The 18576-nt window shown below is 67.2% G+C and carries 18 protein-coding genes and 1 tRNA gene; 8 read left to right on the top strand and 11 right to left on the bottom strand.

The features are described from left to right. Positions 1 to 123: 123 nt before the first annotated feature. Positions 124 to 753, bottom strand: a complete 630-nt coding sequence (locus tag HNR11_RS05550; protein WP_058888025.1) for a hypothetical protein — start codon at positions 751 to 753, stop codon at positions 124 to 126. A 126-nt stretch (positions 754 to 879) separates the two neighbouring features. On the opposite strand from HNR11_RS05550, the gene HNR11_RS05545 reads away from it, so the two are divergent. The 3 genes from HNR11_RS05545 (at position 880) to HNR11_RS05535 (ending at position 2955) form a co-directional block, all read left to right on the top strand. After that, a tRNA-Lys gene (locus tag HNR11_RS05545) sits at positions 880 to 955 on the top strand. 356 nt (positions 956 to 1311) lie between these two features. Next, complete coding sequence (locus HNR11_RS05540) at positions 1312 to 1929, top strand: DUF47 domain-containing protein (RefSeq protein ID WP_058888024.1); 618 nt, start codon at positions 1312 to 1314, stop codon at positions 1927 to 1929. A 9-nt stretch (positions 1930 to 1938) separates the two neighbouring features. Beyond that, a complete protein-coding gene (locus HNR11_RS05535; RefSeq protein ID WP_179441466.1) occupies positions 1939 to 2955 on the top strand; it encodes an inorganic phosphate transporter in 1017 nt (338 codons plus the stop codon). Between the two features lie 8 nt (positions 2956 to 2963). Here the strand turns inward: HNR11_RS05535 and pstB are convergent, their stop codons facing one another. From pstB to pstS, 4 genes are all read right to left on the bottom strand, one after another. Continuing rightward, positions 2964 to 3743 carry a phosphate ABC transporter ATP-binding protein PstB gene (pstB, locus tag HNR11_RS05530; protein ID WP_179441465.1) on the bottom strand — a complete coding sequence of 260 codons (780 nt, stop codon included), beginning with the start codon at positions 3741 to 3743 and terminating at the stop codon, positions 2964 to 2966. A 54-nt stretch (positions 3744 to 3797) separates the two neighbouring features. Continuing rightward, complete coding sequence (gene pstA, locus HNR11_RS05525) at positions 3798 to 5006, bottom strand: phosphate ABC transporter permease PstA (protein WP_179441464.1); 1209 nt, start codon at positions 5004 to 5006, stop codon at positions 3798 to 3800. Then, entirely contained in the window at positions 5006 to 5941 is a 936-nt protein-coding gene (pstC, locus tag HNR11_RS05520; protein WP_058888021.1) for a phosphate ABC transporter permease subunit PstC, read from the bottom strand. The genes pstA and pstC overlap by 1 nt, the downstream gene beginning before the upstream one ends. Before the next feature lie 131 nt (positions 5942 to 6072). Next, positions 6073 to 7185, bottom strand: a complete 1113-nt coding sequence (pstS, locus tag HNR11_RS05515) for a phosphate ABC transporter substrate-binding protein PstS (RefSeq protein WP_179441463.1) — start codon at positions 7183 to 7185, stop codon at positions 6073 to 6075. Positions 7186 to 7463: 278 nt separating this feature from the next. Between pstS and HNR11_RS05510 the strand changes: the two genes are divergently transcribed. Beyond that, positions 7464 to 8609, top strand: a complete 1146-nt coding sequence (locus tag HNR11_RS05510; RefSeq protein ID WP_058888183.1) for an FUSC family protein — start codon at positions 7464 to 7466, stop codon at positions 8607 to 8609. Positions 8610 to 8665: 56 nt separating this feature from the next. On the opposite strand, the gene HNR11_RS05505 is transcribed toward HNR11_RS05510, so the two are convergent. The 4 genes from HNR11_RS05505 to HNR11_RS05490 form a co-directional block, all read right to left on the bottom strand. Then, positions 8666 to 9172 (bottom strand): amino-acid N-acetyltransferase, encoded by a 507-nt coding sequence (locus HNR11_RS05505; RefSeq protein WP_058888019.1) that lies wholly within the window; start codon positions 9170 to 9172, stop codon positions 8666 to 8668. A gap of 67 nt (positions 9173 to 9239) precedes the next feature. Beyond that, a complete protein-coding gene (locus HNR11_RS05500; protein WP_179441462.1) occupies positions 9240 to 9944 on the bottom strand; it encodes a hypothetical protein in 705 nt (234 codons plus the stop codon). Between the two features lie 35 nt (positions 9945 to 9979). Continuing rightward, positions 9980 to 10519, bottom strand: coding sequence for an arsenate-mycothiol transferase ArsC (locus HNR11_RS05495; RefSeq protein ID WP_179441461.1), 540 nt, complete (start codon positions 10517 to 10519; stop codon positions 9980 to 9982). After that, on the bottom strand, positions 10519 to 10866 hold the full coding sequence (locus tag HNR11_RS05490; RefSeq protein WP_083504668.1) for an ArsR/SmtB family transcription factor: 348 nt from the start codon (positions 10864 to 10866) through the stop codon (positions 10519 to 10521). Before HNR11_RS05490 ends, HNR11_RS05495 begins: the two co-directional genes overlap by 1 nt. A gap of 162 nt (positions 10867 to 11028) precedes the next feature. On the opposite strand from HNR11_RS05490, the gene arsB reads away from it, so the two are divergent. The 3 genes from arsB (at position 11029) to HNR11_RS05475 (ending at position 13802) form a co-directional block, all read left to right on the top strand. Beyond that, positions 11029 to 12156 carry an ACR3 family arsenite efflux transporter gene (gene arsB, locus HNR11_RS05485; protein WP_343050595.1) on the top strand — a complete coding sequence of 376 codons (1128 nt, stop codon included), beginning with the start codon at positions 11029 to 11031 and terminating at the stop codon, positions 12154 to 12156. A 34-nt stretch (positions 12157 to 12190) separates the two neighbouring features. Next, on the top strand, positions 12191 to 12601 hold the full coding sequence (locus HNR11_RS05480) for an arsenate reductase ArsC (RefSeq protein WP_179441460.1): 411 nt from the start codon (positions 12191 to 12193) through the stop codon (positions 12599 to 12601). 133 nt (positions 12602 to 12734) lie between these two features. Then, on the top strand, positions 12735 to 13802 hold the full coding sequence (locus tag HNR11_RS05475; protein ID WP_179441459.1) for an HhH-GPD family protein: 1068 nt from the start codon (positions 12735 to 12737) through the stop codon (positions 13800 to 13802). A 52-nt stretch (positions 13803 to 13854) separates the two neighbouring features. Here HNR11_RS05475 and radA read toward each other — a convergent pair whose 3' ends face one another. Continuing rightward, positions 13855 to 15273 carry a DNA repair protein RadA gene (gene radA, locus HNR11_RS05470; RefSeq protein WP_058888015.1) on the bottom strand — a complete coding sequence of 473 codons (1419 nt, stop codon included), beginning with the start codon at positions 15271 to 15273 and terminating at the stop codon, positions 13855 to 13857. Positions 15274 to 15376: 103 nt separating this feature from the next. Here radA and HNR11_RS05465 point away from each other — a divergent pair, with 103 nt between their 5' ends. After that, positions 15377 to 15835, top strand: coding sequence for a DUF3817 domain-containing protein (locus tag HNR11_RS05465; RefSeq protein ID WP_179441458.1), 459 nt, complete (start codon positions 15377 to 15379; stop codon positions 15833 to 15835). A gap of 139 nt (positions 15836 to 15974) precedes the next feature. Here the strand turns inward: HNR11_RS05465 and HNR11_RS05460 are convergent, their stop codons facing one another. Continuing rightward, positions 15975 to 18491 (bottom strand): ATP-dependent Clp protease ATP-binding subunit, encoded by a 2517-nt coding sequence (locus HNR11_RS05460; protein ID WP_058888013.1) that lies wholly within the window; start codon positions 18489 to 18491, stop codon positions 15975 to 15977. Positions 18492 to 18576 lie beyond the last annotated feature (85 nt).

Below are 18576 nucleotides of genomic sequence, written 5' to 3'. Positions count from 1 at the left end.
CGGTCGGCGAACACAACAGGTCTGCTGGACCGGCGTGTCGCGAGTCTCAGCGTACCGTCAGAATCGCCTGCAGCCAGGGCTCAGCAGCGATTGATCTCGCAATTTCCACTCGAAACCTGCTGGTCAGTCGAGGGTGCCGGCGCGGCAGCCGCGTGCTGCGCTCTCCAGTTCCTCTGCCGTGCGCAGCAGCTGATCGGCGCGCTCGGTGAGCCGTCGGGCAGACTCCGGACTGTGCCGCTCAGATCCTCCGGCCCACAGCGCCTGTCCTCGGGCGATGACGCGGCAGAACGCGCCGGCGCGGTCGAAGGCGGAATCGATGTCGCCTCGGTACATCCCGGCCAGGACCAGGTCCGCAAGACGGTCCATCTCCTGCGCGGTGGGAGGCTCCGCGACTCCGGCGATGGCATGGGGCGCAGAATCGCTCTTGCCCAATTGGTAGTACTCGCTCATCCGCTGCGGGTCCTTGTTCACCGCGGCACGGATCGCGTAGATCCGCCAGAGGCCTCCGGCAAGAGAATGCGCCGGGGAATCGGACCAGAGCTCGGCGATGGCTTCGATGCCCTCGGTCTCGGCCAGTCGGATGAACCGCTCCGTCACCTCGGGATCCTCGGAATCCCGCCCATGGAAGACCAGTGCATGCGCGGTGTCGTGAGCGGCCTGCGAGATGATGGCCGGATCCGCGCCGCCTTCACGCTGATCGAACTCTGCCGGTTCGATGTAGCGTGGCCGACGGTGCCGAGGTTGGTTGGTCATCGCGTCCTCCTTGGAGAGATTCGCCGCAGGCTGCGAGCCGCTGGACTGCCGGCCCGCGTGGTGTCCGCCATTATGCCGCAGGCTCACGCGGCGATACCATAGGGCACGTCTCCAGCGGCTTCACAGGGGCCTTTAGCTCAGTTGGTAGAGCATCGGACTTTTAATCCGCTGGTCGCGGGTTCGAGCCCCGCAGGGCCCACCATAGCCCTCCGATGGAGACCGTCATGCCCAGGTCAGCGCGCAGCGCGGGCCTGGGCATGACACGTGAGAGCACCGATTCCCAGCCACGCCGGGGGCTCAGTTGACCGTGCCCCCGCTGAGGGAGCACACTGGAGATGTGCCGGGCTGCGGTAACCCCCGGGCTCCATTTTTGAGCCGCTCCGAGCGGCCCCGCGCCGTGAGGCGTTCCCAGCCCGGCACACCTGAACATCTCAGATCCACGCGGATCCCTCCCCATGGCGACGGCCAGAAGCTGCCGTCCCAGCGTGGTCGTTCACCTTCGGGCTATACACTCAGGGCCGACACGTCGACACTCGTTCACCTGGGGAAACGCACCGAATGATCGTACGCAGAGGCCAGCGCAAGCCAGAGGCCACCGACCTGCTGGCCAGCATCGCCCGCGAAGTGCGGTCAGGAGTCCAACTGATCTCCCAGCTGCTCGGCAGCCCCAGCGACGAGCGCTCCGCGCTGCGCGAGCAGCTGCTCGGTCTCGAAGGCAGGGCAGTGGACCTGCACTTCAATCTGATGACCCATATCCGCAGCGTCTTCGTCACTCCGCTGCCCCGACAGGACATCTACGCGCTCTCGCAGCAGCTGAACCGGACCATGGAACACGTGGTCGCCGCCGGCGACCTGATCCTGGCTCGCCCCCACCTGGTCCTGCCCACGCAGAGCGCGGACCAGCTGGAGACGCTGAGCCGACAGCTGGACCTCACTGTGGCCGCGATGTCCCGACTGGAGGACTTGGACCTGCTGGAGGACTACTGGATCCAGATGCAGCGACTGACCAAGCAGGCCAACCGCACCCATCGGGCATGGTTGACCTCCACCGACAACGCGTTCCAGCCCAATATCGCGCTGCAACAGGCGCAGATCGCCGATGCGCTGCTCGCCGCAGTGCAGGACCAGCGAGCTGTGGCGGTCACCGCCGGTTCGATCATCGTGCGCGAGTCCTGAGGCGTCAGGGTGGAGCTGATCCTGCTCGGGCTGATCTGCCTGACACTACTTCCCAACGCCTACGTGGCCGGACTGCATGACGTTCCCAACGCCATCGCGATCCCGGTGCGCACGCGCGCGCTGACCCCGCAGGCGGCAACGAGGATGGCGGCGGGCTTCAACGCCCTCGGGGTGCTGCTCGCCCTGCCCCTGGGCATCTACCTCTACACCTGGTTCGACTTTCCGCAGATGCAGCCACGGATGCTTCTCGCGGTCGTCCTGGCCGCCGCGCTGACGCTGCTGGGTTGGAACCTCTTCACCTATCTGCGCGGGATGCCGACCTCGACCACCCACGCGCTGCTGGCAGGGTTCCTCGGCGGCACCCTGGCCGCCGCCGTCGTCGCGGATCTCGACTTCGCTGAGGTCCTTGCCATGCCGTGGACCGGCGCGGTCCTGACCCTGCTGCTCTCTCCACTGGTGGCCTTCGGGCTGGCCTACCTGCTGGTCTTCGCGGCGGTGCGCTTCGCCCGCGGCGAGGACCCTGACGCGGTCAACACCACATCACGGATGGCGCAGTCGGTGAGCGTCGGAGTCACCTCGCTGGGCACAGGTCTGCAGCAGGGCCAGCGCTTCTCCTTCGTGCTGCTCACCGCGCTGATCGCCGCCGGGGTCCAGGATGCGCAGGCCTGGCTGCCCTACGCCTATATCGGGTTCGCCGCCCTGATCGGGGCCGGATGCCTCACCGGTGGCTGGAGGATCGGGCACACCCTGGGACACCGGCTCGTGGAGATCGATCCGCTGCGCGGGATGGTGGCCACCACCACCACTTCCGCGCTGCTGTTCATCGGCTCGCTGGGCTTCGCGCTTCCGCTCTCCACCTCGCTGACCGCGGCCTCCACTGTGATCGGCGCCGGCTCGAACCAGCGCTTCGCCACTGTGCATTGGCGGGCGTTCCGGCGGATCTGCCTGTTCTGGGTGCTGACCCCGATGGTGGCGGGCACGGCCACGGCGATCTTCACCCTGGCGCTGAGTCCGTTGCTCCTCTGAGCCCAGGCTCAGCCGAAGCGACCGGAGACGTAGTCCTCGGTGGACTTCTCCTGCGGAGTGTTGAAGATCGAAGTGGTGTCGTCGTATTCGATGAGCTTGCCCGGCTTGCCGGTGCCGGCGATGTTGAAGAACGCGGTCTTCTGCGAGACGCGCGCCGCCTGCTGCATGTTGTGGGTCACGATGATCACCGTGTACTCCTGCTGCAGCTCACCGATCAGATCCTCGATGGCCAGGGTGGAGATCGGGTCCAGTGCCGAGCAGGGCTCGTCCATGAGGATCACGTCGGGCTTGACCGCAATGGTGCGTGCGATGCACAGCCGCTGCTGCTGGCCACCGGAGAGGCCTGAGCCGGGCCGGTCCAGACGATCCTTGACCTCGTTCCAGAGGTTCGCGCTGCGCAAGGAGGTCTCCACGATCTCCTCAGACTCGGACTTCGAGAGCCGAGCCCCGTTGAGCTTGTATCCGGCGAGCACGTTCTCGCGGATGGTCATGGTCGGGAACGGGTTCGGCCGCTGGAACACCATGCCGACCTGAGTGCGCACGGTCACCGGGTCCACACCGGGGTCGTAGATGTCCTCCCCGTCCAGGAGCAGCTGTCCCTTCACGCGGGCGCCCGGGAGCACCTCATGCATCCGGTTCAGCGAGCGCAGAAAGGTGGTCTTGCCGCAGCCGGAGGGACCGATGAACGCGGTCACCGCTCGGGCGTCGATGCTGATGTTGATGCCCTCCACCGCCAGGAAATCCCCGTAATAGACGTTGAGGTCGACGGCATCTACTCGCTTAGACATATCTGTTGTTCACACTTTCTCTGGGAAGAACGATGGGGGCCGCGGCAGCAGCGGTCAGCGGCCGGTCTGCTTGGGCGCGAAGAACTTGGCGATCAGTCGAGCGAAGAGGTTCAGCCCCATCACGATCAGGATCAGCACCAGGGCGGCGGCCCAGGCTCGCTGCTCCGAGGGGTCCGAGAAGTTCGGAGAGGTCGGGTTCTGGAATTGCCGGAAGATGTAGACCGGCAGGGCTGTCATCCAGCCCTGGAACAGATTCCAGTTGGTGTTAACCACGAATCCGGCTGTGACCAGGATCGGGGCGGTCTCCCCGATCACTCGGGCGATCGCCAGCGTGACCCCGGAGGCGATGCCGGAGATGGCGGTGGGCAGGACCACCTTCAAGATGGTCCGCCACTTGCGCACGCCGAGGGCGTAGGAGGCTTCGCGCAGCTCGTTGGGCACCACTCGGAGCATCTCCTCCGTGGTGCGCACCACCACCGGGACCATCAGCACCGAGAGGGCGATGGCCGCGGTGATCCCCAGAGTGGAGCGCTGGGTGGTGAGCAGGCCGGTCACGCCGCTGAAGACCGAGAGGAACCACGCCATGGCGGCGCCGGCGAAGAGCCCGGCCACGATGGAGGGGATCCCGGTCATCACGTCGACGAAGAAGGTGATCGCCCGAGCGAGCAGTCCGCCACGTGCGTACTCCACCAGGTAGATCGAGGTCAGCAGCCCGATCGGCACCGAGATCACGGTGGCGGCCAGGGTGATCAGCAGCGATCCGATCAGGGCGTGGAAGATTCCACCCAGGACCGCGGTGCCCTCGGTCTGCGAGGCCTGGTCGACCAGTCCGGTGATCCCCTGCATGTCGGAGACCAGGAACCCTGGTGCCATCAGGCCCTGGATCCCCACCGAGGCCACGGACCAGATCACCGAGACCAGGGGCATCAGTGCGATCAGGAAGGCGAGGTAGACCAGGTTGGTCCAGAGACCGTCGGTGGCTCGTCGTCGGTTCACCCTGGTCCTGGTGATGAGGTAGCTGCTGAGCACGTAGGTCACCGCGGTGAAGATGAACCAGGTGGCCAGGTTGAAGCCCAGCAGTGCCGAGAGCGCGGCTCCGAAGACGATGGAGCCGCCGAGCAGCGCGATCCACAGCCAGGAGGGCAGCGTGTTCTGCGTCAGGGAGCTGCGCCGCAGCACCCCATTGCTGCCCGAGTCCCCCATGCTGGGCGGGCCGGAGGGGCCCTGGACGGAGGCCGGCGTCGGAGTAGGTGTCTGTGTCATCAGTTGGCTCCCGAGAATTCCTTATGGCGGCTGACGATCCAACGCGCTGTCATATTCACCAACAGCGTGATCAGGAAGAGCACCAGGCCGATGGCGATGAGCTGGGCCTGTCGTTCCGAGCCGGGCGGGGCCTCCGGGAAGCCCAGCGCGATCTCTGCTGGAATGGTGCTGTTCCCGCTGGAGATCAGTGAGGCGGTGAGCATCCCGGGCGAGAGCACCAGCGCCACGGCCATGGTCTCTCCGAGTGCGCGACCAAGCCCGAGCATGATTCCGGAGATGATCCCGGCTCGAGCGAAGGGGAAGACCGACATCTTGATCATCTCCCACCGGGTGGCGCCCAGCGCCAGCGCGGCCTCTTCATGCAGCTTCGGCGTCTGGATGAAGATCTCCCGGCAGACCGAGGTGATGATCGGCAGGATCATCACACCCAGCACCACGCCGGCGGTGAAGATGGTCCGGCCGGTCTGTGAGGGGTTCCCGGCGAAGAGCGGGATGAAGTCGAGGTTCTCGTGGAGCCATCCATAGACCGGAACCAGGGCTGGGCCGAGGAAGCTCATGCCCCAGGCGCCGTAGACCACCGAGGGGATCGCGGCGAGCAGGTCGATCACATACCCGATGCCCTTGGAGAAGCGCGGCGGCGCATAGTGCGAGATGTAGAGCGCCACTCCGACCGCCACCGGAGCGGCGAGGATCAGCGCGATGAAGGAGGCGATAAGGGTGCCGATGACCAGCGGGTATGCATAGTCGAGGAACGCGGTGAGGATCCAGCCCCCCTGATCCTCCTGATAGACGGCGTCGCGTGAGTTCACCGTCAGGAACAGTGCCACGAATGCCAGGGTCAGCAGGATGACGACGCCGGCGGACACGGTCAACGCCGAGAAGACGCGGTCTCCGGCGACTCCCCGCTTATCGGACTGAGTCAGTGAGCTGCTCACCTGGTCTGCCTCTCAGATCTGTGTGGTGGATGCGTGATGAAGCACACGCGGACGCCGGGCGGTGGGAGCCTGAACTCTCACCCGACCACCCGGCGTCCGTGTTGTTCATGCGGTGCTGAGACTGCTCAAGCTCACTCGGACACCGTGATGGCGGAGAGGGACTCCATCGCCCCGTCGCGCAGCTCATCGGAGATGGGAGCGTTGCCCGCGGCGCCTTCGGCCGTGGCCTGACCGTCCTCGGAGATCACGTACTCCCCGAAGGCCATCGCGAGGTCAGCGGTCTCCTGGTCCGGGTACTCGTTGCAGAAGATGTGGTAGCTCACCAGGACCACGGGGTAGGCGCCGGACTCGTCGGTGCGGCGGTCGAGCTCATAGGCCATGTTGTTCGAGGCCTGGCCCTCGACCGGGGTCGAGGAGGCCACTGCCTGGGAGGCCGCCTCGGGGGAGTACTCCACGTACTCCTCGCCGACCTGCACGGCCACCGTGTTCAGGTCACCGATCTGGGAGGCGTCGGCGTAGGTGATGGCGCCGTCGGTCTCGGAGGTCAGACCGACCACGCCGGAGGTCTGCTGTGCAGACTCTGCCGCGATCTCGCCGGGCCACTCGCCGGAGACCTCGTAGTCCCACACGTCGGAGGCCGTGGCGAGGTAGTCGACGAAGTTCTCGGTGGTTCCTGAGTCATCTGCACGGTGCACCACGGAGATCGGGGTGGAGGGCAGCTCCAGGTCCGGGTTGTGCTCGGCGATGGCTTCGTCGTCCCAGTTCGAGATCTCGCCGGCGAAGATGGACGCGATCGTGTCAGCATCGAGGTTCAGCGTCTCGTCGATGCCCTCGACGTTGAAGGCCACCGCGACCGGGGAGATGTAGGACGGGATGTGGAAGGCGCCCTCGGGGCCGCAGATCTCCTGGGAGGACTCCCACTCTTCGTCGCTCATCGCGGCATCGGAGCCTGCGAAGTCGTACTCCCCGCCGAGGAATCCGTCGCGGCCGCCGCCGGAGCCCACCGAGGCGTAGTTGACCTGGGCGTCAGGGGCCACAGAGGTGAAGCCGTCGGTCCATGCGGTCATGGCTGCCTCCTGCGAGGATGCGCCACCGCCCACAAGGGTGCCGGCCACTTCGCTGCTGGCACCGTTCTCGCCGCTGTCTTCCCCACCCCCGGCATCGGGGTTGTTGGACCCGCCACAGCCGACCAGGGCCAGGGTTGATACGGACAGGATGGCCGCTGTGCGACCGAAGCTCTTCATCTTCACGGTATTCAGTGCCTCTCTGAGGTCTCATCAGGCGACGGTGCGCGCCAGTGGAACGAGTCTTTGCGGTCCGCTGGGGTGCGTCCTGCGAACCTCGATTCACATTAGGCATGGCAGGTGACAGCGTGACCCTGCGCAGGTGACCGGGGTGCTCACTTAAGGTGAACGCTTGGTGAACGGGGACCCAGGCCGGCGCGGGCCGGCTGAGGCCTTTCTCACGGGCAGATGTGAGCCGCCTCGTATCCCCCGCACTGCCTGCCGCCTACACTCATGGGGTGACAACCGAGCGCTCATCACCGCCCCTGCTGGCCCGGGCGCGCCGCTTCACCGAACGTCGGGTTCGGGTCGGCGTGCGCAGGATGCGACGCTCCGTGGTTCCGGCGGCGCAGATGACCGTGGCCGGGGTCGGCGCATACACGATCGCGGAGCAGGTCCTGGGCCACGATGACCCGCTCTTCGCCGCCATTGCTGCCCTGATCGCTCTGGGGTTCACCAAAGAGCCCCGCATGCGCAAGGTGCTCGAGGTGAGCGTGGGCTGCACCCTGGGGATCCTCATCGGTGACCTGTTGCTGCACCAGCTTGGATCGAATCTGGGCACGGCCACACTGGTGCTCTTCCTCTCGATCATGTTGGCGCGCTTCCTGGATTCGGGACCCGTGCTGGCCATGCAGATGGGTCTGCAGGCGCTGCTCGTAGTGCTGATCCCTCCCCCGGAGGCCGCCGCGCTCGGGCCGTTCACGCGCAGCCTGGATGCCATCATCGGAGGCGCAGTGGCGATGGCGATCACGCTGCTGACCCCGAAGGACCCGCGCCGGGAACCGATCGCGGAGCTCAAGAGCGTGGTCGACGCGATGACCGCCTCGCTGCGCGACGTGGCCGAGGCGGTGCGGAACTCGGACTCGCGTCAGGCCTGGCACTCGTTGATCCGCTGCCGCGGCCTGCAGCCGCAGATCGATGAGCTGCGCAACGCGGTGCGCTCAGCCAAGGAGCTCACCGTCTTCTCCCCGGCCTACCGGAAGCACCGCCACTATGTCCGGCACATGGCAGAGGTGGCCGATCAGGTGGATCTCTCGGTGCGCAGCATGCGGGTGGTGGCTCGGCGGGTCATCAGCACCGTGGATCACGCCTCACTCAGTGATGGCGCAGTGGAGAACCTCGCAGCGGTCTTGGACGAGTTCGCGGAATGCTCGTTGCTGCTCTCCCAGGCTGTGGCGGAACCCGGATCGGCCTACACCCGCCGCATGGAGACCGCCGAAGATGCCCTCTCCGCGCTGGCCCAGCGGCTGCACCCGAAGTCCCTGGGGATCGGGACGCTGGAGGGTGAGACCGTGGTGCTGCTGCTGCGCACCCTGGTGGTGGACATGCTCCAGGCCACGGGGGCATCCCATGAGGACGCCCGGGACCAGCTGCCTGAACTGTGACCGTCCGCAGCGCCTCGCAGCTCTGACCGGCGCGAACCGGTCACCCTGCCGCGGGGTCAGAGCTGAAGGATCATCCTGGTGTTCCCCAAGGTATTGGGCTTGACCCGCGCCAGGTCGAGGAATTCAGCGACCCCCTCGTCGGGCGAGCGCAGCAGCTCTGTATAGACCTCTGGATCCACGGCCGCCTGGTCATCCATGATCCCGAAGCCGTGCCGGGTGAAGAAGTCCACCTCGAAGGTCAGACAGAAAACCCGACTGACCCCTAGCGTGCGGGCTCGGGCGGTGAGCTCGTGAAGCAGCCCAGAACCGACGCCGTGCCCGCGCCAGCGGGAGTCGGTGGCCAGGGTGCGCACCTCGGCAAGGTCCTGCCACATCACGTGCAGCGCGCCGAAACCGATCAGGGTGCCGTCCTCGGCCACGGCGACGACGAACTCCTGGATCGCCTCGTAGTAGGCGACGGCCTCCTTGGGCACCAGGACGCGCTGGTCCACCAGGGGTTCCGCCATGCCCATGATGGCGGCGACATCGGCGGTGCGCGCTGGCCTGATGATGAAGGAACCCATCGGCACAGTCTATGCGGGCAGCTGGTGTCGGCGAGGCGAATCCGAGCGTGCCCCGCGGCTCGTCGGGTCAGCCCTCGCTGAGGCTGAACTCATGGGGTTCCGAGCGGACGCCGCTGAGACTCACGGTCAGCTCATAGCTGCCGGGCGCCAGCGAGGTCGGCTCCGCGCAGTCCTCGGAGGACTCGGAGCGGGGCCAGGTGAAGTGCGCCTGTTCGCTCTCCCCGGGCTCCAGCTGCACCGGCAGCGACTCGCGGGAGACGGAACATTCTGCGGTGGAGAAGACCGTGGCCCCGGCGTGCTCCACCAGGTACTCCTGCTCGGCCGTGCCCAAATCAGCCTCACAAGCGTAGTCGGCGGTGTTCTCGACTTCCATGATCAGCATCGGAGCGAAGCCTGGCCCATAGGACTCAGCGCCGGTGGAGGCCCGGACCTCGAGATCCCCGGTGCGGCAGCTGCCATCCTCAGCCGGCTGGTCCTGAGGCTGTTCCTCCTCGGCTGCGTCCTCACCCTCGGCGCCCTGATCATCGGCGCCTCCCGCGTCCGGGGATGACCCTTCGGAGGGTTCCGCCTCAGAACCTGCCTCGGAGCCTCCGGGGGTCTCTTCGGAGCTGGCGCTCTGCTCTGGGACCACCGATTCGGTGTCCTGGCCCCAGCTCAGAGCAAGGCTGATGAGCCACCCGAGCAGCGCCAGGACCACCACGGCCAGGACTGCCACCAGGATGCGTCGGCGCCGGTAGACCTCGGCAGACTGCCGCCTTCGCTGGGAACTCATGGCCCCAGGTTAGCGGAGGAGACTGAGGTCGATTCTCAGCCGAGCAGGCGTTCCCGGAGCTCGCGCACTCGCAGGTGGATCTCGTCACGGACCAGCTCCATCCGCTCCCGTCCTTCAATCCCCCGCTCACTGGGCTCCTCGAGCTCCCACCGCTCGATCTGCACACCCTCCAGCGGCTGAACCTGCGCCTCGGCGCCGATGATGACGACGTGCCCAGCCTCACGCATCGCCTCCGGGGTCAGCTGTCTCGGGGTCTCGGCACTGATGTCTGCGCCGATCTCCGCGAGCACCTCGGCGGAGAGCGCGTTGACCTTGGACCCGGGCCGCGTGCCGGCGGAGGAGACGAGGACGGCGCCTTCGCGCCCGGCCGTGGCGAGCTCCAGGCGCATCAGCCCGGCAGCCATCTGGGACTTGCCACCGTTCTTCACACACACGAAGAGCACGCCCGGCTGCTCGCTGCGCGGCGTGGAGGCTGCCACCGGGGCGATCTCCTCCTCCGCACCGCGGACCGGCTGATCGGAGGGGCTGGTGGAGTCCTCGCCGGTCGCGGGGAGGTTCGTCGCTGTCTCGCGCATCAGGGGGTGGTCCTTTCGGTCATGGCGTTGAAGAGGTCTTGCTGGGCTCCGGGCACCACGGAGTAGTAGGACCAGGTGCCGCGCTTCTCCCGGGTGAGCAGTCCAGCGTCGACGAGCACCTTCAGGTGGTGCGAGACAGTGGGCTGCCCGAGCCCGAGCGGCTCGGTGAGGTCACAGACGCAGGCCTCCCCGGACTCCTCGGCGGCGATCAGGGTGAGCAGCGTGATCCGGTTGGGGTCTGCAAGGGCCTTGAACCCGACGGCGAGCTCGGCAGCCGCCTCGGGGTCCAGCGGGATCCGGTGCGCCTGCGGGGTCGGCGGGACCTTGCAGTCGATCTCGGTGGTCATCGCGTCTCCTCAGCGTTCGGCATGGCTGCCCGTCTCCTCGATTCTCCCGCCCAGTCTCCCGCAAGGGACGGACGTGGCGGGCGCATCACATGGATTGACATCCGTCGATATTTCTGACGATACTCGGGGCATCGAAGTTTGTCGATCTTCCCAGGAGTTTCCGTGACCCAGTCTGCCCCACCTGTCCCCGACACCTCGGCAGTGGTGGCCAAGCTCTCGCTGCTGGATCGTTTCCTCCCGGTCTGGATCCTTGCGGCCATGGGGCTGGGACTGGCCTTGGGCGCCGTCGTGCCCGCGGTGGGTGAGGCCATGGAGTCCATGGAGGTGGCCGGGGTCTCGCTGCCCATCGCGATCGGACTGCTGATCATGATGTACCCGGTGCTGGCGAAGGTCCGCTACAACGAGACCGGCCGGGTGCTGAAGGACAAGAAGCTGGTCATCACCTCGCTGGTGATCAACTGGGTCCTCGCCCCGGCCTTCATGTTCGTCCTGGCATGGGTCTTCCTCGCCGACCTGCCGGAGTACCGGACCGGGCTGATCATCGTGGGGCTGGCCCGATGCATCGCCATGGTGCTGATCTGGAACGATCTGGCCTGCGGTGACCGCGAGGCGGCTGCGGTACTGGTGGCCGTCAACTCGGTGTTCCAGGTGTTCATGTTCGGTGTGCTGGGCTGGTTCTACCTGCAGGTCCTACCGAGCTGGCTGGGGCTGGCGACCACCTCGGCGGAGTTCTCCATCGTCGCGATCACCGTCTCGGTGCTGGTCTTCCTGGGCATCCCGCTGCTGGCGGGCTACCTCACCCGGACCCTGGGCGAGAAGGCCCGAGGCCGGGAATGGTACGAGGCCAAGGTGCTGCCGAAGATCGGCCCTTGGGCGCTCTACGGCCTGCTCTTCACCATCGTGGTGCTCTTCGCACTCCAAGGCGACCAGGTGCTCTCCAGCCCGATGGACGTGGTCCGGATCGCGATCCCGCTGCTGGTGTACTTCGTGGTCATCTTCGCCGCCTCGATGGTGATCGGCTGGCTGCTGCGGATGGGATACGAGCGCACCACCACACTGTCCTTCACCGCTGCCGGAAACAACTTCGAACTCGCCATCGCAGTCTCCATCGCGACATTCGGCGCCACCAGCGGCCAGGCCCTGGCCGGGGTGGTCGGACCCCTGATCGAGGTGCCGGTGCTGGTCGCACTGGTCTACGTGGCGCTGTGGGCGCGCCGATTCTTCAACGGATCGAACATCTCGACGACGCAGGAGCGCCCCATCGCCTCTGCCGCCCCGCACAGCCTCTGAATCCCCTGTTCGGCACCCCTCCGGAAGGAACACCATGAGCACCTCCAAGCCCACCGTCCTCTTCGTCTGCGTCCACAACGCCGGACGCTCCCAGATGGCAGCCGGATTCCTGCGGGAGACCGCAGGTGATGCTGTCCAGGTCTTCTCCGGCGGCACGGCCCCGAGGGAGTCCGTGAATCCGATCGCAGTGGAAGCCATGGCGGAGCTGGGAATCGACATCTCCGCAAGCATCCCCAAGAAGCTCACCGACGATTCGGTGAAAGCCTCAGATGTGGTGATCACCATGGGCTGCGGTGATGAGTGCCCGTTCTACCCGGGCAAGCGCTATGAAGACTGGGAGCTCGATGACCCCGCAGGTCAGGGCATCGAAGCAGTTCGAGTCATCCGCGACGACATCCGCGCCCGAGTGCAGGAGCTCATCGGCAGCCTGAACCTGAAGGTCTGAGTCAGGCGAGGCAGGAACGTGGCGCCCACGGGCGCGCAGCCACCCCAGGGCGCGGCATACCCAGGGCACGGCAAACTCAGGGCACGGCAGCTATGGAGCCCGACCGGGGCCGGGGTTCTCTAGACTCTTCACGATGACACCCGCCAGCACGACTCCTGCCAGCACCCCGCTCGCCGCTCAGGGCGGGCTCCCCCGCCCCGACATCGGGTTCACGCCCGAGCCCACGCTGGTCCATGACCGCGTGATCGAGTGGTTCGAGGCCAGCGCCAGGCCGCTGCCCTGGCGCGATCCCGACTGCACGCCCTGGGGGGTGATGGTCAGCGAGATCATGCTGCAGCAGACCCCCGTGGTGCGGGTGCTTCCGCGCTGGGAGCTCTGGATGCAGCGCTGGCCCCGGCCGGCGGACCTCGCGCAGGCACCCACCGCGGAGGTCCTCACCGCCTGGGGCCGGCTGGGCTATCCGCGCCGCGCGCTGCGTCTGCAGGCCGCGGCTCAGGCCATGGTGGAGCACCATGACGGCCAGGTGCCCAGCACCGCCGCGGAGCTGCGCGCACTTCCGGGCGTGGGCGAGTACACCGCGGCCGCCGTGGCCTGTTTCGCGTTCTTCCAGCCCGAAGTCGTGGTGGACACCAACATCCGGCGGGTCCATGCGCGCGCCTTCACCGGGGACGCCCTGCCGGGCAAGACCTACACCTCCGCACAGCGTCGGCTCGCCCACGAGCTGATGCCCTCCACTGAGATCGACGACGGCGCCGCCGCCTGCGCCTGGAACGCCTCGGCCATGGAGCTGGGCGCGCTGATCTGCACCGCCCGCTCCCCGCAATGTCAGATCTGCCCGGTGGCGGATCTCTGCGCCTGGCGCGCCGCTGGATCGCCACCGCCCACCGAGGAGCAGCAGACCCGCGGACAGGCCTGGGCGGGCACCGATCGTCAGGTGCGCGGGGCGATCATGGCGGTGCTGCGCACCGGAGAGACCGTGGGGCGCTGGGAGCTGCTCGAGGGTCTGCCGCTGCCCGAGGCCTCGGCGGAGCAGCGCAGCCGCTGCCTGGATTCGCTGCTGCGCGACGGCCTCGCCGCGGAACACGGCGGGCAGGTCAGCCTGCCCGGATCACAGGGTTCGGCCACACCGAAGCCCGGCAGACCCGCGACCGGCGGACCTGCCACTGAGGAGACCGCAGCCGGGGAGACCGCAGCCGAGTAGGCCGCAGGCGGCAGGCTCTGGCTCTTGTTCTACCTCTGACTCTGGCTCTGGCTCAGCCCGACTGGCCGCCGTCGAGCACCAGGTTCAGCGCCTCAGCGAGCGAACCGACCTCCCTGACCCGCATCCCCTCAGGGGCGGCGTCCTTCTCGGTGGACTTCCGCGGCACGATCGCGTGGGTGAAGCCCAGCCGCTGGGCCTCCTCCAGCCGCTGACGCAGTCCCGGCACCGGGCGGACCTCTCCAGCCAGGCCGACCTCCCCGAAGGCCACGAACCGGTTCGGCAGCGGCTTCTCCAGCGCCGCGGAAGCCACCGCCAGTGCGATGGAGAGATCCGCTGCGGGTTCGGTGATCTTGACCCCGCCCACCGTGGCCACGTAGGCCTCGGACTTCATCAGGGCGGTGAGCTTGGCGCGGCGCTGCAGCACCGCGAGCAGCATCGAGACCCGGGGAGAGTCCAGCCCGGAGACTGCGCGGCGGGGCTGTGCCGCCTGGGACTCCGCGACCAGCGCCTGGACCTCCGCGGTGAGCGGTCTGCGGCCCTCCAGCGTGATGGTGATGCAGGTGCCGGGGACCCGCTCGGTCATCGCCGAGACGAAGAGCCCGCTGGGGTCCGCGAGTGAGGTCAGCCCGTCCTCGTTGAGGTCGAAGCAGCCGACGTCATCGGTGGGGCCATAGCGGTTCTTCACCGCACGCAGCAGCCGCAGCCGGGAATGCCGGTCCCCTTCGAACTGGCAGACCACGTCGACCAGATGCTCGAGCATCCGCGGCCCGGCGATGCTGCCGTCCTTGGTCACATGCCCGACCAGGATCATGGTCATGTTCCGGCGCTTGGCCGACTCGATCATGGAGGCGGTGACCTCACGGATCTGGGTGACCCCGCCGGGGGCGCCGTCGACCTCGGCTGAGGAGAAGGTCTGCACCGAGTCCATGATGGTCAGCTGCGGGGAGAGCTTCTCCACCTGGCCCAGCGCCTGGCCCAGATCGGATTCCGCCGCGAGATAGAGCCCGTCGGAGATCGCATCGATGCGCTCGGCGCGCTTCTTGACCTGGGCTGCGGACTCCTCACCGGTCAGATACAGCACCGGGGAGTCGGGGTGGGCGCGGGCCACTGCGGAGGCCACCTGCAGCAGCAGCGTGGACTTGCCGACGCCGGGCTCACCGGCCATCAGGATCACAGCTCCGGGCACGAGGCCGCCGCCGAGGACCCGGTCCAGCTCCCCGATGGAGGTGGGGCGGAACTCGGCCTCCGAGGCGTCCACCTCGTGGATCACCCGGGCCGGCTGGGCCAGTTGGCTGGCCGCCGTCGTCCTGGCTGTGACCTGGCCCTTCTCCTCCACGGAGCCCCAGGCCTGGCACTCCGGGCAGCGGCCGACCCACTTCACGGTCTGCCAGCCACATTCGGTGCATTCGAAGGAGGGGGACCCCTTGGACCGGGACTTACCGGTGCTCCGGGACGCGGTGCGAGTTGCCATGGTCCCTACGTTACCGCCGGGGGCTGACATATTCCGGCGCACCCCAGAGAGACCCCGTACGATGCTCTGAGCCCACCATCCCTCGCTGAATCCCAGGAGTCCCGTGTTCCGCTCCCCCAAGACCTTCTTCCGCGTGCTCGCCTTCGCCGAGGCCGTGTCCTGGACCCTGCTGATCGGCGGGATGATACTGCGCGCGACCAACGACCTGGACATCGCGGTGAGCATCGGCGGCGGCATCCACGGCTTCGTCTTCCTCGCCTATGCCGCCACTGCGGTGATCGTGGCGAAGAATCAGCGCTTCAGCGCCGGGCCTACCGCGATCGCAGTGATCAGCGCGGTGATCCCCTACGCGACCATCCCGGTGGATCTCTGGCTCAAGCGCAGCGGCCGGCTCGAGGGCCCTTGGCGCACCGAGGTCACCTCGGATCCTCGGGACAGCAGCTGGCATGACCGCGCCCTCCGGGTGTTGCTGAACCGGCCCGCGCTGATCGGCGGGGCGCTGGCGGCCGGCGTCGTCGCGCTCTTCGTGGTGCTGCTGATCATCGGCCCGCCGGGGGGCTGAACGATCCGGCGTCCAGACGACTGAGCGGACGCCTGCCCTGCAGGCCGGCAGCAGAGATCTTCCGCGGACGCCTCACACAGAAGGCCCGCACCCTGAACGGGTGCGGGCCTTCTGTGTTGAACATGATGCTCGGCGATGATCAGCTTTCGATGGCGGCTGGTTCTTCCGCTGCCTCGATCTGATCCTGCGGGTCGTGCCACTCGAAGGTGAGCTTGCGCTGCTTTCCTTCGCCCTCGACGCCGATCGAGATGCCGGCACCGTGCGGGATCTCGCCGTAGAGGATCCGCTCGGAGAGCTCGTCCTCGATCAGGGTCTGGATGGTGCGGCGCAGCGGCCGGGCACCCATCGCCGGATCGTAGCCGGTCTCGGCCAGGAACACCCGAGCAGGCTGGGTGACCTCGAGGGTCATGGCCTGCTCGGCAAGCCGCTTGCGCAGCCGGTCCACGAAGAGGTCCACGATCTTCACAATCTCTTCCTGCTTCAGCTGCGGGAAGACGATCGTGTCATCCACGCGGTTGAGGAACTCGGGCCGGAAGTGCTGGCGCAGCTCCTGGCTGACCGTGGCCTTCATCCGCTCATAGTTCGTGGTGGTGTCTTCACTGGAGGTGAAGCCGGTCATCACGCCCTTGGAGATGTCCCGGGTGCCGAGGTTGGTGGTCATGATGATCACCGTGTTCTTGAAGTCCACGACGCGACCCTGGGAGTCGGTGAGTCGACCATCCTCAAGGATCTGCAGCAACGAGTTGAACAGATCCGCGTGGGCCTTCTCCACCTCGTCGAAGAGGACCACGGAGAACGGACGACGGCGCACCTTCTCGGTGAGCTGACCGCCCTCCTCGTAGCCGACGTAGCCTGGAGGGGCGCCGAAGAGCCGGGAGACCGTGTGCTTCTCGGAGAACTCCGACATGTCCAAGGTGATGAGCGCCTCTTCGTCGCCGAAGAGGAACTCGGCCAGGGACTTGGCCAGCTCGGTCTTGCCCACGCCGGTGGGCCCGGCGAAGATGAACGAGCCCGAGGGACGGTTGGGGTCCTTCAGCCCGGCGCGGGTCCGGCGGATCGCCCGGGAGAGCGACTTCACCGCCTCGTCCTGGCCGATGACCCGCTTGTGCAGCTCCTCCTCCATGCGGCGGAGGCGATCGGACTCCTGCTCGGTGAGCTTGAAGACCGGGATGCCGGTGGAGAACGCGAGGACCTCGGCGATCAGATCCGCGTCGACCTCGGCGATCTCATCGATCTGCCCGGACTTCCAGGCGTCTTCCTTGGCCTGGCGCTCTTCGACAAGCTTCTGCTCCTTGTCACGCAGGCTGGCGGCACCCTCGAAGTCCTGGGCGTCGATGGCGGATTCCTTCTCCCGCCGCACGTCCTCGATCTTGCCGTCGAACTCCTTGAGCTCCGGCGGCGCGGTCATCTTCTGGATCCGCAGCCGGGCGCCGGCCTCATCGATCAGGTCGATGGCCTTGTCCGGAAGGAAACGGTCGTTGATGTACCGGTTCGCCAGCGAGGCGGCCGCTTCAAGGGCCTCCTCGGTGATCGAGACCTTGTGGTGGGCCTCGTAGCGGTCGCGCAGTCCACGCAGGATCTGCACGGTGACCTCTACAGAGGGCTCCTCGACCTGGATCGGCTGGAAGCGACGCTCCAGCGCGGCATCCTTCTCGATGTGCTTGCGGTACTCATCCAGGGTGGTCGCGCCGATGGTCTGCAGCTCACCGCGGGCCAGCAGCGGCTTGAGGATGTTCGCAGCGTCGATCGCGCCCTCGGCGGCACCTGCTCCGACCAGGGTGTGGATCTCATCGATGAAGAGGATGATGTCGCCGCGGGTGCGGATCTCCTTGAGCACCTTCTTCAGGCGCTCCTCGAAGTCACCGCGGTAGCGGGAGCCGGCCACCAGGGACCCGAGGTCCAGGGTGTAGAGCTGCTTGTCCTTGAGCAGCTCCGGCACATCACCGTTGACGATGGCCTGGGCCAGGCCCTCGACGACGGCGGTCTTGCCCACGCCGGGCTCGCCGATCAGCACCGGGTTGTTCTTGGTGCGGCGGGAGAGCACCTGCATCACGCGCTCGCGCTCGTAGTCACGGCCGACCACCGGATCCAGCTGCGCCTCACGGGCGGCGGCGGTGAGGTTGCGTCCGAACTGGTCCAACACCACCGAGCCCGCGGGGGTGCCCTCATTGGAGCTTCCCTGCCCGACGCCGGCGCCGGCCTTCTCCTGGTTGCCGCCGGAGTAGCCGGAGAGCAGCTGGATGACCTGCTGACGGACCTTGTTCAGGTCGGCATTGAGCTCCACGAGCACCTGGGCTGCAACGCCCTCGCCCTCGCGGATCAGGCCCAGCAGGATGTGCTCGGTGCCGATGTAGTTGTGTCCCAGCTGCAGCGCTTCGCGCAGCGAGAGCTCCAGGACCTTTTTGGCGCGCGGGGTGAACGGGATGTGACCGCTCGGCGCGTTCTGGCCGGGACCGATCTTCTCCTGCACCTTCTCGCGCACGCCGGTCAGCGAGATGTCCAGCGACTCAAGGGCCTTGGCCGCGACACCCTCACCTTCGTGGATCAGGCCGAGCAGAATGTGCTCGGTGCCGATGTAATTGTGGTTCAGCATGCGTGCCTCTTCTTGGGCAAGCACAACCACGCGCCTGGCGCGATCAGTAAATCTCTCGAACATAGCCACAGACACTCCTAGCGTTGGTGCTCTGCCTCAAGGCTACGGGCATTGCGGGGTGACGTCGCGGCTGTTCGCCGTAGGGAAA

It is taken from the genome of Nesterenkonia sandarakina (genome assembly GCF_013410215.1).
GTDB lineage: Bacteria > Actinomycetota > Actinomycetes > Actinomycetales > Micrococcaceae > Nesterenkonia > Nesterenkonia sandarakina.
The sequence above is the reverse complement of the archived record's forward strand: the minus strand, read 5'-3'. Positions and strand labels throughout refer to the sequence as shown.